Here is a 16652-nt window from a genome sequence, read left to right as displayed (position 1 = left end):
TTTATCCTCCCTTTACTCGATCAATAAGCTCTTCAATAGAAGAAAACTTATTCGGATATTCTATTTGTTCACGTTTCAGTACAATACAAGGAATATTCAACTCATTACAGGCTTGAACTTTTTCTGGAAATCCTCCTGCTTGCCCACTTTCCTTTGTAATCATTACTCCGACCTGATTATGGATTAATAGTTCTCGGTTTAATGATTTAGAAAACGGTCCTTTTATTGCTTCAATTTGGCCAGTTGAAAGCCCGAGTTTTTCAATTGACATCAGTACTTCAATTGTCGGTAATACTCTGACGATGATTCGTTCCTTGGGTAAGTATTTTAGAAACTCTCCTAATGTCTTGCTGCCTGTAGTCAGATAGATCGTCCCTGAATATTCGAGTGCCTTTTGACAAGCTGTTTTTATCGAAGCAGCTGAAATCATCTCATCGGTAAGATATGAAGTCCTTTCAAAACGAAAATAGTTGACGCCTGTTCCGTTACAAGCGGAAATGGCATTTTTTGATACCTCGATTGCATAAGGGTGTGTTGCATCAACTACTTTAGTAATTTGATGTTTCTGAATAAATGCGATCATCTCAGATTCAGTCAATCGTCCCTTAATGATATGCTCCGCTGCAGCGCTTGCTAGATTCTCTCCGTAGTCTGAAACTACTGACAAATAAAAACTTTGATTGCATTCATTAAATGCTTCAGCGATTTTCAAGCTTTCAGAGGTCCCTCCCAGTAGTAAAATCATAGTTGATAACCTCGTGGTGTAATCATCCGATTATCTGAAATATAGGTTTCTTTGTTGCCAACTAAAACAACTGTAGTCATGTCTACTTTTGTTTCATCTAATTCCGCTATCGAAGTGAGGATTGCCTCTTCCTCTTTTCTGCCAACATCTTTCGCTAATCCAATGATGGTATCTTTTGATTTGTATTGTTGAATAATTTCTAATGCTTTAGCTAAGTGATTAGGTCTGCCTTTACTTCTTGGATTGTAGAGGCAGATTACAAAGTCTGCACTAGCAGCTGCATGGAGACGCTTTTCAATCATTTCCCACGGAGTCATCAGGTCGCTCAAGCTGATATGGCAAAAGTCGTTCATTAGAGGGGCTCCCAATAAAGCCGCTCCTGCGATGCTGGCGGTGATACCTGGGACAACTTTGACTGCAATCTCCTCATCCATTTGACTCGTGAGCTCTAAAATCAGTCCTGCCATACCGTATACTCCAGCATCCCCGCTGGATATAACCGCTACATCCTTCCCTTCTTTTGCTATTTCAATTGCCTTTTTGCACCGGTCAATTTCTTGTTTCATTCCTGTACTGACCAACTCTTTTTCACCGATCAATTCTTTAATCAAACGAATATAAGTCGTATAACCGACAATCACATCAACTTTTTTAATGACTTCAATGGCTTCAAGCGACATCTTTCTCTTTTCGCCCGGTCCTAATCCCACAACATACAACATGTATCGTCTTCATCCTTTCCCAACGCAAATGTGACTCCATGATTTGCGTAACGTTCTGTCACCACTTGTCCATTACTTGCTAAATCAGCTGCAGCCAAACTTACACTGCCCACACCAGTTACCTGCTTTACAAAGGAGGACTGTGGATATTTCTCCGAGGCGGCAGTCAATTGTTCTGCTGAAAATGTTTCAAAAGGAACATCAAGCCATTTCGACAATTGGATAATCCCAGGTTCTTCCTTTTTTAACTCTATACTGACGATTTTTTTTATACTCCGATAATGGACATTCACTGATTGGCAAAAATTTAAATATTCTTTCTTAACAACAGAAAAATCGCAGCCTTTTTTAGCTCCAATCCCCAATACATATCTTCTTGGGACGACTTGTATGATTTTTTCAGTTAGATTTTCCTCGTTTTTATCTGAGATAAGTAAAACAGCAGCAAAGGAATCAATGGGATCATTTTCTTTAATTACTGTTAATCCTCTAATATCTTTTACCCACTCTTCACGTTGAATCAGTCCGACCTTTTGATGATTGGCTAACAGGCGATTAACATTCTTAGTCGTTTCTTTAAAATCAGCATACCAAGCATTAATTTCCTTACTTAGTACATCGAGCGCCGTTACTTCCTGAACATCCGTGGCAGTGGTAATCACTGGACAGCTGTTCAATTTTGCCGCAATCTCTAGTGTTAACTGATTTGCTCCGCCGATGTGTCCAGATAAAAGACTGATTGTATGTCTTCCCTTTTCATCAAGTACAATAACCGCTGGATCATTTTGCTTATCTTCTAATACTTCTGCAATGCTGCGAACGACGATTCCAGTTGCCATAATACAAACCAATCCATCGTATTGTTTAAAAAGCAGCTGAATGCCTGTTGTAAATCTTCCGGTGGGAAATACTGCTAAACCATTTTCTAGTTTGTCTTCAGATACAAAAATTGGGATATTATTATTCCAATTTTTCCGGAGCTCTTTAGCAAGTTTTATTCCTGCCGAGGTCAAAGCTAAAATCGCAACCTTATTCATTGCTCTTCACATCTCGATATTCATGTTTAAAGGAGGCATCATAAAGCTTGGAATAATAAAATTCATCACCCAAAAATTCACCGACCATAATCAGCGCTGTTTTAGTGATATCTGCTTCTTCAATTTGTTCTGCAATCCTTTCTAGTGTACTAACAATTTTCTTTTCCTCTGGCCAAGTCGCCTTATAGATGACTGCTGCGGGGGTAGTCGGTTGATAACCGCCAGCGATCAACTCCTCAACCACTTGAGCTATTCCCTGAATCGAAAGAAAAATCACCATTGAAGTTTGATGCTGAGCAAAAGAGCGTAAACTTTCTTTTTCTGGTACCGGTGTTCTTCCTGCCATCCGCGTGATAATCACACTTTGAGATATCTCAGGAACTGTATATTCCACTCCTAAACTAGAGGCCGCACCCAAAAAGGAGCTGACACCTGGTGTACAAGTAAATTCAATTCCACGTTTTTTTAATTCTTCAATTTGTTCGCGAATGGAACCGTAGATCGAGAAATCACCTGTTTGCAATCTGACGACCTCACTGTTTGAGCGAACACCGCGCTCCATTTCATCAATGATCTCCGTTAGATTCATTGAGGCACTGTTGAAAATCTTACAGTCCTTCGAACAATATTTCAGAAGCTCAGGATTTACGAGTGATCCTGCATAAATAACGATATCGGCCGAACTTAGAAGCTGATATCCTTTATACGTGATAAGCTCGGGATCGCCCGGACCTGCACCAACAAAATGTACCTTTGCCATACAACTATTCCTCTTTTCTCGTTTCAATAATGATTACTGGGTTTTGCGGCTTAAAATAATGACCTTGACCTAATTTTGTATACTGACCAACTTGCAACTGAATCACTTGAAAAGGATAACGTTTATCCTCCAGCCATCTGATAGCTTCAAGCGCATTTTCTATTAGAATAAAATTCAGTACTAAGCGTCCGTCTGGTTTTAAGCTTTGAAAGCTCCAAGCTAATATTTCTGAAAGACTTCCGCCTGTTCCACCAATAAAAATAGCGTCAAAAGTATCGTTCAACTCAACTGGTGCCTTTGCCAAAATGCTTTTTATATTGGTTAACTGAAACTTGTTTTGATTCAGCTTTAAGACATCGAGTGCAGCCTGTTTCGAGTCAATCGTTGTGACCATTAGTTTTGGATACATATAGGCTGCTTCGATTGCCATACTGCCCGTTCCAGTACCAATGTCCAAAAATTTCTCTGCTTTTTGCAGCTGCAGCTTTGCCAAGCTAACCGTTCGAACTTCTTCTTTCGTCATCGGAACTTCTCCGCGAATAAAACAATCATCCTTCATTTATCATCACCACTGCATTCATTTGATAGTTTTCATCAGGAACTTCACAGGCCTTGTAACAGCTAATCTTTTCATCAGAGTAGCTAAGATTTTCTCCAATATAAAAAGTTGTCTTGCTGCCTCGCCTTACCGCTTCTTGAGCTAGCTGATAGGGTCCATTAACTTTATCCGTGACAATTCCAACTTTAGGTAATTTAAAGAGCAATGAAAAGTCAGGGATTCGGCCATGACTGCTGGTTATAAAGCAGTCTTCCATCGGAATATTTAAACGATTGAATAAATAATGAAGCGAACTGATTCCTGGCAAAATCGTCAATTTTTCTGATGAAAATCGTTTGGTTAACCATTTCCCAATACCATAAGTCAATGGATCGCCAGAAGCTAAAAGTACAATCTCCTCGTTTTGATGATCTGTTAAAAATACAGCCAAATCATCTAAATTACGCGGGAGCTGGCGGCATTTATTTATTTTATCTGTTGGGACAATCTTCAACTGCCTTTCGCTTCCGATAATTAATTCTGCTGCAGCAATTGCATCTTTGGCCCTATCAAACAAATAATCCTGTGTTCCTCCCGGGCCAATTCCAACAACAGTGATCATTTCCATTCCTCCTTCAACGACTCAAGTGATTTAGTTGAGGCTAAGTACCCTCTTTGAGAAGAAAATAAAACGACCTCGATAGTTGGTTCATGCTTTCGATATTTTAGTAGACCTTCAGAACGTTGTTTTACTTTTTCGGCTATGACTTCATAAACTTCTTCATAGCCTGTATTTGCAATAATCTCTCCTGCTGCTTCTGTCGTTAAGCATTTTTGGATTTGTTTTAGTTGCGCGACAGGCATACCTAACAAAGCTAGATTGGCAATCAAAATTTCAGTTCGCGCATCCGCATCCTTGCTATGGGTGGAAAAAATACCAGCAGAAACTTTGATCAACTTTCCTAAATGTCCTACCATCAATATTTTTTCAAATTCCAAACGCTGCGCCTCTTTCAGAACGTATCCGACAAAATTGCTCATAGAAACAATTTTATCTTTACTAAGCTGCAGTGTTTGAAGAACGAAATCTTCTCCATAATTTCCTGGACATAAGATTACTGAGCGCTGACCTTGGCTTTTCTTCATCTCTAGTTCTAGGGAAATAGACTGTTTCCAGCCCTCTTCAGACATGGGCGTGACAATACCCGTAGTTCCTAAAATTGAAATACCGCCGATAATTCCCAAACGACGGTTCATCGTTTGATTTGCAATAGTTGCCCCTTCTGGAGCAAAAATCATGATATCTGCCCCTTGGTCTGGTCCAATGATTTCTCGAACAGATGCTTCAATCATTTTTCTTGGAACCGGATTGATCGCAGCCTCACCCACGGGAAGCTGCAAGCCAACTTCCGTTACTCGGCCGATACCGATGCCGCCATCAATAACAATTTGATTTGTTGTTGCTTTTGCGACCCTTGCTCCAATCAGCATCCCGTCCGTTGCATCAACATCGTCACCACCGTCTTTTACGACAAAAGCTTGGCATCCTTCTTTCTTCATTTCCATCGAAGCGATCGGAATCGTTAATTTTTCTTTATTCGGCAATTCGATTTGAACATTCTCATGAGCCTCATCCTTGAATAGCAAACATGCCGCTGCGGTTGCGGCTGCCGTCGCACAAGAACCCGTGGTGTACCCCTTGCGTAATTTTTTTCCATTATAGAAAACAAATTCCTCCATCAGCTTTCCCTTTCTACTAACTGATAAAGCATTGCATTGATGATCGCGGCCGCTACATTACTGCCGCCTTTTCGTCCCCTGGCGACAATAGATGGAACATCGCTTTCAAATAGAGCTTCCTTTGATTCGGCTGCTCCAACAAAACCGACAGGAGCTCCAATAACTGCTGAGGCTGCTAATTCCTTTTTGTCAATTAACTCCAATAGTTTAAAAATCGCAGTCGGCGCATTACCGATGACAAAGAGTTTTGGCCCTTCAACGTTTGCTGCTCGTTCGATTCCTGCCATTGAACGGGTCATCCCTTTAGCCTTTGCTTGTTCAGCAACTTCAGGATCAGCTATATAGCATTCATATCGAATACCCAATTTATCTAAAATTCGTTTATTGATCCCGCTAAGAGCCATCGTCGTATCTGTAAAAATAGTGCCATTACCTGCTAAGAAAAAAGTTTCTAATTCTGTGATAACATCATTGGAAAATACAAGATTTTTCAAATAATCAAAATCCGCACTCGTGTGAATCACACGTTTGATGATTTTTTCTTCTGTAGTATTAAAAAAAACGAAATTAGGAAACTCCTTGTCGATAATTTCTTGAATAATATTGAAACTTTCTTCTTCAATCATTTGCGGATTTTTAATATAGTCCACACGATTCCCTCTTTTCACAAAAAATAGTAGTTGATGAAAAATGCTATCACGCTGAATGCAATAAGGCTCAAAACAGCGGCCGTATATAATAAAGCATTTGCGGTTAAAATATCTTTGGGTTCTGCTGAACGTAACGGTATACCGATAGTTGGTTTATAAATCTCTATGCCGTGATAAAGGTGTGTTCCTCCTAGTTGAATCCCTAGGGCTCCTGCCACGACAGCTTCAGGATAACCGCTGTTGGGACTTTTATGATTTCGACAATCTTTTTTTCCGACCCTCCACGCATTAGTAGTATTGAGTTGCAACATTTTGGCGGCGCCCAGCAAATACAACCAAGTCAAACGAGCAGGAATAAAATTCCATAGATCATCCATTTTTGCTGAAAACCAGCCGATTGCTCGATACTTTGGAGTTACATAGCCCACCATTGAATCAAGTGTGTTCACAGCTTTGTACATCATCGCCAAAGTTGGTCCTCCGATGAATAGGCAAAGCAACGGGGCGATCACCCCATCACTAGTGTTTTCGGCAACTGTTTCAATCGTTGCTTTAGTAATTTCTTCTTTCGTTAACTCATTCGTATCTCTGCCAACAATCATCGCCACCTGCTTACGAGCATTATCTAAACTGTCATGCACCAATTTTTGATAAACTTTTTTTCCTTCTATTGATAGACTTTTAGTTGCCAACGTTGTGTAAGCCAAATAGATATAACAGAACCTCCCCAAGAAAGGATGGACCAAGCAGCCTAACCGTAAAATTGAGTAAGTAATGAGTCCAGATCCTAAAACGGTGACCAGCCACAAAAGGATGCCCCAGCGAAATTTCTCTTTTTCATTTTTAGTTTGAATGAATTTTTGCTGAAACCAGGCAATAAAATTGCCAATGACTTTAATCGGATGCGGCCAGTTGTAAGGATCACCAATCAGCAGATCTAATAAAAATGCGATAACAATCAAACCAATCATGAGCCCTCCCTCACTTGCTGCAATAGATTCTGTAAAAAATATTCGCTTTGATAGAAATGAAGATGCAGATAACTGCCAAATGTATTTTTCTTTTGATAACCGCCAGTCCAGTTTTTTACCACTTCTCCATCACGTTTTTTGGTCATTTTTAACATTGTCGTTTCTTTAGTGTTAAAGATCGAATGATGAAATTCATGACCCACCACAGTCGTGCCTTTTTTACCGATGAGCGTATCTTCTTTAATCTCGCCATAACAGTAGCCAAATTTTCTCAATCCCGCGGTCATTTCACTGATCCCATCAAAAATTCCTACCATTGGATAAAGCTGCTCGTCTTTTTTGAATGAAGAGCCTAGATACATCAACCCTCCGCACTCCGCTAATATGAATGCGCCCTGCTCATGCTTTTCTTTAATACTTTTTCGTATCAGATGATTTTCAGCAAGCTGTAGTGCAAATTCTTCAGGATAACCACCACCAAAATAATATAAATCAGCTTCGGGAAGTTGATGATCCCTCATTGGACTAAAGGAAATGAGCTCCACTCCATGCGCAGCCAACAGCTCAAGATTATCTTGATAATAAAAGTGAAATGCTTCATCTAGTGCATAGGCCACCTTAAGTTCAGAAAACTGCGGATATTTTGACTGCTTATATGACACTTCTTCCTCTGGTAATTTTTCTATTAAACTCTTAGAATCAAATGTCTTTTCCAAAGATTCTGCAACTTGCTGTATTTTTTCAGTGACATCATCGATTTCTCTATCAGGTACTAATCCTAGCTGTCTAGAAGGAAGTTCTATTCCTGCTTCACGCTTCAAATAGCCGAAAACTGGAATATTCGTATACGTCTCGACTGCTTTTTTAATTAATTGATAGTGAGTTTCGGAGGCAACTTTGTTAATAATCACTCCGCAAATCATGAGATCGGGATCAAAATCAGCAAATCCCTTTACTACAGCGGCGACTGAGGTTGAAGCCGACTGTCCATTGACCACTAACAACACTGGACAGTTCAATTGTTTTGCTACCCCTGCGCTAGAACAAAAATCTTTATCTACACCTAATCCATCAAAAAGCCCCATTACTCCTTCAATCACACAAATATCTGCATGTTGGGCTTCCTTTTCAAATAAGGTCCGCAGCCGTGTCTGATCCTGAACTAAAAACATATCTAGATTTCGCGAAGACTTTCCTGTTATACGAGTATGGTATTGTGTATCGACATAATCTGGTCCGACTTTATAAGGCTGAATTTGATACCCTTGATTCTGTAAAAGCTTCATCAAACCAAGTGTTATCGTCGTTTTTCCTGAGCCGCTGGAAACTGCGGCGACCATCAGCTTCTTCATCGTTTCCCCTCGCTTCTTTCAGCTGTACGCCTTGATAACAGCTTTGATGGACACTCACTTTTGAATAGCAGCGATTAAGTTCGGATCGCTGAATGGCTGTCAAAACTGTGTCGATTTCTTCTTGAGTTTTAACCATTATCCCGATTACAGAACCGCTATGCGCAACGTTGACACCCAACCACTGATGTTGACGTTGAAGCTTAAGTAATTCTGAAAAATAAGGCTTAGGTAAAATTTTTTGATTCAATATAGCACTTTGAACCGCTGCTTCCCCAAGCAGTTTTACAGATCGTTCCTTTACAGCTTTCGCATAATGAAGATAAACTTTTTTAAATTGTGCACGTTGCTGATAAAATAAACGATCAGTTTCTTTTGAATGAAAGGCTTCTGTTGTAACGGTTTTTTTCGGTTCCAAAACAACTACATAAAAATGCGGTGCCCAACCACTTTCCTCTCTAACCAGACCATCCTTTTGTTCAAATAGGGTGAGAGTCGGGAAAAGTATGCTGTCAGTTCGTTCGATTGCCAGACAAATTTCTATGATCTCTTCCATTGATATCGTTTTTCCAAGAAAAGCTGCAACAGCCTGACAGGTAGCTGCGATGTCTGCTGTACTACTCGCCATCCCCTTAGCTACCGGCAATTCTGAATCAATCGATAGTGAAATGTTCTTACTTTCTGTATCGGAAAGATCAAAGTGAACCAAGGTTCTTTGTAAGGCCTCTTTAGCTTTTGAGCGATCATGTTCAAAAGAACTTCCCGGAGAAATAGTCACGTTGGAAAAGCGGTCAATGCCGTAACTGACTAATTTTTGCGAATCACCAAGCCAACCTTGAATTAGTTCGCCGCATGAGCCAGGACAAGAAGCTGTCACTCGCATAAAATCGCCCCCAATGCTTCTAGTAATAATTGGTTTTCTGCTCTAGACTTAACCGCGATTCGATAATATTTTTGGGTCAATCCTTTAAAGCTGCTGCAATTTCGAATCAAAATATTCTTCTGAATCATTTTTTCTTGCAGACACCCGTTGCCTAAATAACGAAAGAAAAGAAAATTCGTTTGACTGGGAAATAGTTCCAGCTCTTTAAACGTGGATAAACCTTTTTCTAAAAAGAGACGTTCCTTTACAATGTAGTGTTGACTCTCTTCTATAAATTGTGTTTCCTTCAATGCCTGCTGACCGGCTAAATTAGCAAAGGTATTGATATGCCACGGAATCGTCTTTTTGTTGATTTCTGCTAAAACCGTCGAGTTGCTCGTCAGCAAATAACCTAATCGTAATCCTGGAATCGCAAACATTTTGGTCAGTGAGCGGAAAATGAATAATTTCTGATAATCTTTGATTGCTGAAACAAGTGAATGTTCCTCTTTCGTAAAATCTACAAACGCTTCGTCAACGATTAAACTCATTTCGTTTTCTCGGCAAAAGGTTAACAGCTCATCCAATTCGGATTGCTTCAATAATTGTCCTGTTGGATTATTGGGATTGCAGAGGCAAATTCCCGTAACTTTCTGCTGACTCGCTACTTGAATGAATTCTGAAATCGACCATTGAAAATTCCGCTGCTCCAAATTGAAATAGCAAAATTCTGTATTTTGTTGACTAAAGGCCTCCTCATATTCCATGAAAGTTGGTGCAAGCAGCAGCATTTTCTCTAATTTCAAGGTGCGTCCCAGCATAAAAATCGCTTCAGCTGCCCCGTTTGCTGGATAAACATACGTCTCTGGAATTTCATGAAACGTTGCGATCGTTTGAATCAACGAGCGATAACGAATATCTGGATAATGAATTAAATCCTCAATGCTGCTAGTTAAAACTTGCTTAACTTTCCCTGGAATGCCTAGTGGATTGATGTTTGCACTAAAATCAATCAACTGCTGTTTGTCCTTTTGATAAATTTCACTAATTTCTTGAATATTGCCTCCATGCTTAGCTGCCATATCAACGACTCCGATTTTTAATTATTTTAAAAAAATTGCTTCTTTATATTTTGAGGGAATGCCGAGAATCACGACCTCAGACAAACATAAATTAACGACAGTTGCCAAAGTTAATGGAACAAACAACATGAAAACAACCGGTCCCATGATTGGATACAGCAACAATAAATCAAGCGGTACATTAATTGTGTAGCCAACTAACATTGAGACGACTGAAGCGACAACTTTATTCTTTGAGAGTTTTCTGCGTGTCCAGCTGTAAAAAAACATACAGGCTGCCATCAATACCGCAATAATTAAGTGGATCGGCAAGGTATTAGGAAAGCCGGATAATAATGCAGAGATCATGTGACCGAAAAAGCCTAAAAAAGCACCTGCTGCTGGTCCTAGGATAATCGCACCGATAAATGCCGGAAATGAATCTAATGCGATTGAACCTAAAATTTTGATATTTGCGCCAATTACACAGAGAGCCAGTAGAATTGCCAGTGTTGCCAACTTCTTTGTTGAATACTTCATCATAAATTCCCTCCTAAAAAATAAACACGACGAGTCCAAAAAAAGATGGGCTCGCCGCGTTTTTAATTTGTCTAAGTTTCTTAATAGACCGTCAGCAAAATAATCTTCCCAATCCAATTATTTTTTAATCCCTAAACAAGGTATCCTGACTTCGCTTCATCCTACTCTCCTACCTTCCCGTTAAGTGGCAATCTAGATTTCGTCTGCTTATACAGTAGAAAGGGGCTGCTGAGGATTCTCACCTCATTCCCTTGTCCAGTTATTAATTATTCGGTTTTCATTATTATAGCAAACGTTTACAGTGCGGCTTCGCCTTTACAAGCAACACAGCCACATTGTGTTATCTTTTATTGCGAGAGGACAAAATATTACTATGATGACGCTTCAGTTTTAGTTGCCTTCATCCTACTCTCCTGCCTTCTTGTTAAGTGGCAATCTAGATTTCGTCTGCTTATACAGTAGAAAGGGGCTGTTGAGGATTCTCACCTCATTCCCTTTTGTTGAATGCGTTTTCTTAAATACTAAGTGACCGATCGCTAAAAAACTATTCAATCCAATCAGCTCAGCCAAAATTTGTTATTTCTTGCAAAAACAAAGCAAGATATTGTTATTGTATCTGCTGGTGTGCTTAGAAGTGTTGATTTATCAACCATCTGATTCGCTTACAGTAAAATATTTCATTCACAATCATTCTTTTTCCTTCACTAGCCATCTTGTCTTTTTTTTTGAAAGAAAATAAGATAGAAGAAAAGACCATTAGGAGCAGACGATGGATAAAAAGAAATCTTCTCAAAATTTGATCTTGATCATCACTACCACGGTGTATTCATTTTCCAGTATGATTTCCGCTTTCTTCATGCTGGGAAGTCAATCGCTTATTTGGTTTTTCATTAGTGCTTTTTTCTACTTTATTCCCTATGCGTTGATCGTCGCGCAATATACTAAAAAATATGCCCATCGCTCTGGAGCGATCTATGATTGGTTAAAAGAATCGCTGTCGCCTAAAGCGGCTTTCACGACGGTTTTTCTTTGGTATAGCAGTTATTTTATTTGGATGATCAGTCTATTTATGAAACTCTTGATTCCGATATCGATTCTTATTTTCGGAAAAGACATCACAGCTTCGATTAATTGGCTGGGAATCTCTCCCCAGATTTGGTTGGCTCTTTTATCAATTTTGGCGGTATTGTTTATCACCTGGATGAATAAGCGCGGTTTTCAAGTTATTTTTAGATTTTTGCATATCAGCGGTTATGCTATGGTGGGGTTATTAATCCTTTCGATCATCGGCAACCTGCTGCTGATCATTAGGAATCCTGAACAAGTGGCAGAAAATATCAGCCACAGCATTTCAGTATCCAGTTTTTTCCAAGAATCATCGAGCCGTCTGCTGTCGCAGCTGCCATTCTTCATTTTCTCAATCACGGCATTTGGTGGTTTAGATACTATAGCCAGTCTGGCCGATAAGACCAAAAAAAGCCGCACGAGGTTTCCCCGCGCGGTGATTATCAGTTCTTTTGTTGTCTTGCTGCTGTATGTCAGCGGAATTATTCTTTGGAGCTGTGCGAACAATATCGAAGGTTTGCGAAATACGACTTCCCTTCATCTAGGTAATCTCATGTATGGGATAATGGAGCAGCTGGCTAAAACTTTAGCGGCGAGCTTCCAGCTTTCCGCCAGTCATAGTTATTTATTGACGCAGCTTTTTATTCGCTATACGGCCTTGACGATGGGACTGGCATACTTAAGTCTGCTAAGTTCGATCAGTTATGGTCCTTTGAAAAGTTTGCTCAAAAGTACGCCTAAAATCTTTTGGCCGAAGTTTTCAGCGCTTAATAAAAACCAAATGCCAGAGAATGCACTCTGGATTCAAGCGATCCTTATTTCGTTATTTATTGGTTTGCTCTCTTTTAGCAACACCTTCTTAGCGGAATTGTTCAACCAGCTGACTTATATGACAAATGTTTCGCGGGCGATCCCTTACTTCATCGTTGCGGCGAGCTTTCCATTCTCCTTGAGGAAGAAGGTTATTCAAAAGGAATCGTTGATTATTAAGAATAACTCTCTGAATTATCTATTCTCTATTAGTGTGTGCCTGTGTATTTTTGTGGCGATCGCTTTTCAAATTTACGAGCCGTTGAAATTAGGCAATTACTTGAACTTTTCTACACTGCTTTTAGGGCCGGTATTCTTTGGTGTCCTCTCACACTTCATCTATTTTCATTTGGAACAAAAGAAGGCGGTACTAAGTCTTTCTGAACAAAATAATGAACAGCGTTAGGGTAAATTAGGAAATAAAGGAGCTAAGCCGATGTATCCAATTCTAATTGATATCAAGCAGTTTTCGATTCTAGTGGTCGGTGGTGGAAAGATCGCCACTAGAAAGGTCTGCGGATTAATTGAAGCAGGTGCGAAGCCTACTGTTATTTCGCCAAATTTTTCCGACACTTTGCTGAATGCCAAAAAAAATGGGACTGTCGTATTACGTGAGCGCTCCTTTCAATATGGCGATACCAAGAGCTTTCAAATCATTTTTATCTGCACGAATAACAAAGCTGTTAATCAGGCAATCTTAAACGAGACTACTCCTCGTCAACTCGTAAACGATACGACAAATCAGCACAACAGCAACTTCTTCAACATGGCCTTGATCAAAGAAAAGGACTTTGGCGTTGCTTTAACGACAAAGGGGAAAAATCCTGCGAAAACCAAACTTCTAAAGCAGAAACTTCGCAGCTTGTTAAAAGGTATTTCTTTAGATTAAAAAAACGCTTGGATTCACGATTCCGATTTAGGAAAAGTCGCATCCAGGCGTTTTTTAATTCAGCCCATTAACAAAGCGGGCAACCGCATGAGACACAAAAACTTCTTTCTCCTTTTGGTACTGCTCATGGCTGGCATAAGCATTTAAGAACGCAAAGCCGATCATACTTGAAAAGATTAATTCCGCGGTTTCTTTCGGATCGCTGATCTCGATGACCTTCTTTTCCTCCATCTTAATTAAGTAGTCTTGGATTACCTGTATAAAGGAGGTAGGGATTTTTTGGATATACGGCAGTGTTTCTTGATAAATTTCTTGTGCCCGCAGTCCAATGGAAAAACGAACGATTTCTGGTGTCACCTGTTCAAAATATTCCTCCATGATCATGGACAGATCTTTTGCAAGTTCCCATTGAAATCGATCAAAAATATCCTTGCTTACAGTGGGAGTCCAATCAGCTTCTTTTAACGTCGTCAGTAATAATTCCTTTTTGGTGCCAAATTGACGGAACACTGTCGCCTCATTCACCTGCGCTTTTCTTGCTATATCCTTCGTGGTCATGTCTCTGTAACCTTTTTCTACGATCAAGCTTTTGGTCGCTGCCATGATATTGGTTCGGGTGTTTTTCATTTTACTTTTCTTTACTCCTTTGTAAGGCTGGCAATCGCCACGCTCCCTCCGCGAATCACCTCAAATTCCTTTGAAATGGACTGAAGTTCGTCGAGCAATTTATTATTCAGCCCTTCAGTGTTGATGCTCTCGATCAGCAGTTCATTTGCCGTGCGATCAGTAATCTCAAAGGGCACATGCTTTTGTAGATTTACTAGTTTAGAATCGAGCGCTTCATAGTACTTGAGTTTTACATACATCACTTCTTTTGCATGAATCGCAATGTTGCTGTAATCGATCACTTGAATCACTTCGATCATGTTGCTCAATTGATGTTTGACTTGTTCAAACGTTCGATTATCGCTGTAAAGACTAATTGTCATGCGAGAAGTATCTGCAGATTCCGTTTCACCAACTGTCAAACTATTTAAATTATACAATTTTCCCGAGAATAAACCAGCCACTCTTGCCAAAACTCCTATTTCATTTTCGACATAGACACTCAACCATTTCTGTTCGATTTTATTCATAAACAATCATTTCCTTTAAGCTTTGACCTGGTGCAACGATCGGCATGACTTTTTGTTCAGTTGCTAACATAAATTCCAATACAAAGGTTCTATCCTTCATTTGCTTGGCTCGAAGAAAGGCCTCATCGATTTGTTCTTCACTCGTGATTCTCAGCCCATCCGCACCGTAACTGTGAGCCAACGCTAAGAAGTCAGGAATATATTGTTCATCATCTTCCTTTAGCATGGTGTAAGAATAACGCTTTTCATAAAACATCTCCTGCCACTGTCGGACATTTCCTAAGCAGCTATTATTAAAAATACAGATGATGATTGGGATTTTTTCTATCATTACGGTGGCTAGCTCCTGCAGATTCATTTGAAAGCCGCCATCTCCGGTAATCGTTAAGACAGCTTTTTTGGGATTTCCCAGCTTTGCGCCGATCGCGGCGGGAAATCCGAAGCCCATTGTCCCTAAACCTCCTGAAGTCAGCAGTTGTCTATCTTTCGTCACTTCTAAAAATTGCGTGGTCCAAAGCTGATTTTGTCCTACGTCAGTGACTACGATTGCATCATAAAAATGTTCATTGATTTTCTTTATGATTTTCTCTGGGGTCAAGCCAGCCTCTTCCATATGAAGCGGAAAAGCTGTAGCCAGTTTTTTAATCTCCTGCAGCCAGTTATCTTGACACTTCGTATTTGATAAAGTCGTAATCCTAGGCAGCACCTCTTTAATATCGCCAACAAGCTCCACACAGGCATCGATATTTTTGTTGATTGTAGCAGGATCAATATCTAGATGAATTATTTTGGCAGAAGGATAGAAAGTTGCCGCATTTCCTGTCACTCGATCATTTAAACGAGTTCCCAATGCTAAGATCACATCACTTTTGGTAAGTGCTTGATTTGCTGCATAGCTGCCGTGAATCCCGACATTGCCCACATAATTAGCATGGTCGCTGGGCAAGGCACCTTTTCCCATAATCGTAGACACAACTATAATTTTCGTCTTTTCAACAAACTCCAGTAACTCTTCATAAGCCTTTCCACGATGAACTCCGCCGCCAATTAATACAATTGGTTTTTCTGCATGATTCAAAATATCGGCCGCTTCTTTTATTTTTTCAGTTGGAATGTGCTGCTTTTTTTGTCCGCCGCGAATTTCAACTGTTTCTGGATAGCTTTCTGAACCAAGTTCTTGCTGAATATTTTTAGGGATGTCCACCACCACGACACCGGGTTTTCCTGACTGTGCGATTACAAAAGCCTTTTTTAAAATCATTCCTAAATCTGCTCTCTTCTTGACCGTCACCGCATATTTGGCAATCGAGCGGCTAATTCCTACCATATCGACCTCTTGAAAAGCGTCCTTTCCAATCAAATGGGTCGACACCTGTCCTGTAATGCAAACTAATGGAGAAGAATCATATCCTGCCGTAGCAATTCCCGTAATCAAGTTGGTGGCTCCCGGTCCGCTTGTCACCATACAGACGCCAACTTTTCCTGTAGAACGAGCATAACCGTCCGCCGCGTGGATCAGTCCCTGCTCGTGTCGCGGCAATACTACTCGAAACTCCTCTCTTTGATAAAGTGCATCAAACAAATCAATCGCCTGTCCTCCTGGATAAGCAAAACAGACTTCAACCTGCTCTTTTACTAGTGCCTTAACAACCAATTCAGCTCCCGAAATCATTTTTTTCCGCCTCCTAATTATGCAAGTATTGACTTGCATTTTACAGAAGGACCAGATGAATTGTCAAGCGTTTTCAAAATAAAAAGACCGTTCACTCGAAACGAT

18 protein-coding genes and 1 riboswitch are annotated in these 16652 nt (G+C 40.1%); of the genes, 2 read left to right on the top strand and 16 right to left on the bottom strand.

All coding sequences use genetic code 11. The features are described 5' to 3' along the window. Position 1: 1 nt before the first annotated feature. Genes cobK through A5875_RS03480 form a run of 13 tightly spaced genes read right to left on the bottom strand, consistent with a single transcriptional unit; the run spans position 2 to position 10978 of the window. Complete coding sequence (cobK, locus tag A5875_RS03540) at positions 2–745, bottom strand: precorrin-6A reductase (RefSeq protein WP_088932327.1); 744 nt, start codon at positions 743–745, stop codon at positions 2–4. Beyond that, positions 742–1467 (bottom strand): precorrin-3B C(17)-methyltransferase, encoded by a 726-nt coding sequence (gene cobJ / locus A5875_RS03535; protein ID WP_088932326.1) that lies wholly within the window; start codon positions 1465–1467, stop codon positions 742–744. The genes cobK and cobJ overlap by 4 nt, the downstream gene beginning before the upstream one ends. Further along, a complete protein-coding gene (locus A5875_RS03530) occupies positions 1446–2504 on the bottom strand; it encodes a cobalt-precorrin 5A hydrolase (protein ID WP_088932325.1) in 1059 nt (352 codons plus the stop codon). Before A5875_RS03530 ends, cobJ begins: the two co-directional genes overlap by 22 nt. Then, positions 2497–3264 (bottom strand): cobalt-precorrin-4 methyltransferase, encoded by a 768-nt coding sequence (locus tag A5875_RS03525; RefSeq protein ID WP_088932324.1) that lies wholly within the window; start codon positions 3262–3264, stop codon positions 2497–2499. The genes A5875_RS03530 and A5875_RS03525 overlap by 8 nt, the downstream gene beginning before the upstream one ends. Positions 3265–3268: 4 nt before the next feature. Beyond that, on the bottom strand, positions 3269–3787 hold the full coding sequence (locus A5875_RS03520; RefSeq protein WP_422851535.1) for a decarboxylating cobalt-precorrin-6B (C(15))-methyltransferase: 519 nt from the start codon (positions 3785–3787) through the stop codon (positions 3269–3271). 25 nt (positions 3788–3812) lie between these two features. Then, entirely contained in the window at positions 3813–4424 is a 612-nt protein-coding gene (gene cbiE / locus A5875_RS03515; protein ID WP_088932322.1) for a precorrin-6y C5,15-methyltransferase (decarboxylating) subunit CbiE, read from the bottom strand. After that, the gene (gene cbiD / locus A5875_RS03510) at positions 4421–5542 is read right to left on the bottom strand and encodes a cobalt-precorrin-5B (C(1))-methyltransferase CbiD (RefSeq protein ID WP_088932321.1); all 1122 of its coding nucleotides are present in this window, start codon (positions 5540–5542) and stop codon (positions 4421–4423) included. Before cbiD ends, cbiE begins: the two co-directional genes overlap by 4 nt. After that, the gene (locus A5875_RS03505; protein WP_088932320.1) at positions 5542–6192 is read right to left on the bottom strand and encodes a cobalt-precorrin-8 methylmutase; all 651 of its coding nucleotides are present in this window, start codon (positions 6190–6192) and stop codon (positions 5542–5544) included. The genes cbiD and A5875_RS03505 overlap by 1 nt, the downstream gene beginning before the upstream one ends. Before the next feature lie 14 nt (positions 6193–6206). Further along, positions 6207–7163, bottom strand: coding sequence for an adenosylcobinamide-phosphate synthase CbiB (gene cbiB / locus A5875_RS03500; RefSeq protein ID WP_088932319.1), 957 nt, complete (start codon positions 7161–7163; stop codon positions 6207–6209). Beyond that, positions 7160–8515 (bottom strand): cobyrinate a,c-diamide synthase, encoded by a 1356-nt coding sequence (locus tag A5875_RS03495; protein ID WP_088932318.1) that lies wholly within the window; start codon positions 8513–8515, stop codon positions 7160–7162. Before A5875_RS03495 ends, cbiB begins: the two co-directional genes overlap by 4 nt. Next, the gene (locus tag A5875_RS03490; protein ID WP_088932317.1) at positions 8406–9395 is read right to left on the bottom strand and encodes a GHMP family kinase ATP-binding protein; all 990 of its coding nucleotides are present in this window, start codon (positions 9393–9395) and stop codon (positions 8406–8408) included. Before A5875_RS03490 ends, A5875_RS03495 begins: the two co-directional genes overlap by 110 nt. Continuing rightward, positions 9386–10456 (bottom strand): threonine-phosphate decarboxylase CobD, encoded by a 1071-nt coding sequence (cobD, locus tag A5875_RS03485; protein ID WP_088932316.1) that lies wholly within the window; start codon positions 10454–10456, stop codon positions 9386–9388. Before cobD ends, A5875_RS03490 begins: the two co-directional genes overlap by 10 nt. A 21-nt stretch (positions 10457–10477) precedes the next feature. Continuing rightward, positions 10478–10978: an ECF transporter S component gene (locus tag A5875_RS03480; protein ID WP_088932315.1), complete on the bottom strand. Its 501-nt coding sequence runs from the start codon at positions 10976–10978 to the stop codon at positions 10478–10480. Between the two features lie 115 nt (positions 10979–11093). Further along, positions 11094–11263: riboswitch (cobalamin riboswitch) on the bottom strand. 481 nt (positions 11264–11744) lie between these two features. On the opposite strand from A5875_RS03480, the gene A5875_RS03475 reads away from it, so the two are divergent. Continuing rightward, complete coding sequence (locus A5875_RS03475; RefSeq protein ID WP_088932314.1) at positions 11745–13256, top strand: amino acid permease; 1512 nt, start codon at positions 11745–11747, stop codon at positions 13254–13256. 30 nt (positions 13257–13286) lie between these two features. Beyond that, a complete protein-coding gene (locus A5875_RS03470) occupies positions 13287–13739 on the top strand; it encodes a precorrin-2 dehydrogenase/sirohydrochlorin ferrochelatase family protein (RefSeq protein ID WP_088932313.1) in 453 nt (150 codons plus the stop codon). Positions 13740–13793: 54 nt separating this feature from the next. Here the strand turns inward: A5875_RS03470 and A5875_RS03465 are convergent, their stop codons facing one another. From A5875_RS03465 to ilvB, 3 genes are read right to left on the bottom strand one after another with little or no spacing between them, the layout of a single operon-like run. Beyond that, entirely contained in the window at positions 13794–14366 is a 573-nt protein-coding gene (locus A5875_RS03465; protein ID WP_088932312.1) for a TetR/AcrR family transcriptional regulator, read from the bottom strand. A gap of 11 nt (positions 14367–14377) precedes the next feature. Then, positions 14378–14875 (bottom strand): acetolactate synthase small subunit, encoded by a 498-nt coding sequence (gene ilvN, locus A5875_RS03460; protein ID WP_088932311.1) that lies wholly within the window; start codon positions 14873–14875, stop codon positions 14378–14380. Continuing rightward, positions 14868–16547, bottom strand: a complete 1680-nt coding sequence (gene ilvB / locus A5875_RS03455; RefSeq protein WP_088932310.1) for a biosynthetic-type acetolactate synthase large subunit — start codon at positions 16545–16547, stop codon at positions 14868–14870. The genes ilvN and ilvB overlap by 8 nt, the downstream gene beginning before the upstream one ends. Between the last annotated feature and the right edge of the window lie 105 nt (positions 16548–16652).

Source organism: Enterococcus sp. 3H8_DIV0648, assembly GCF_002140655.1.
Taxonomy (GTDB): Bacteria; Bacillota; Bacilli; order Lactobacillales; family Enterococcaceae; genus Enterococcus_A; species Enterococcus_A hulanensis.
Note: the sequence above shows the minus strand (reverse complement) of the source record. Positions and strands in the feature narration are given on the sequence as shown.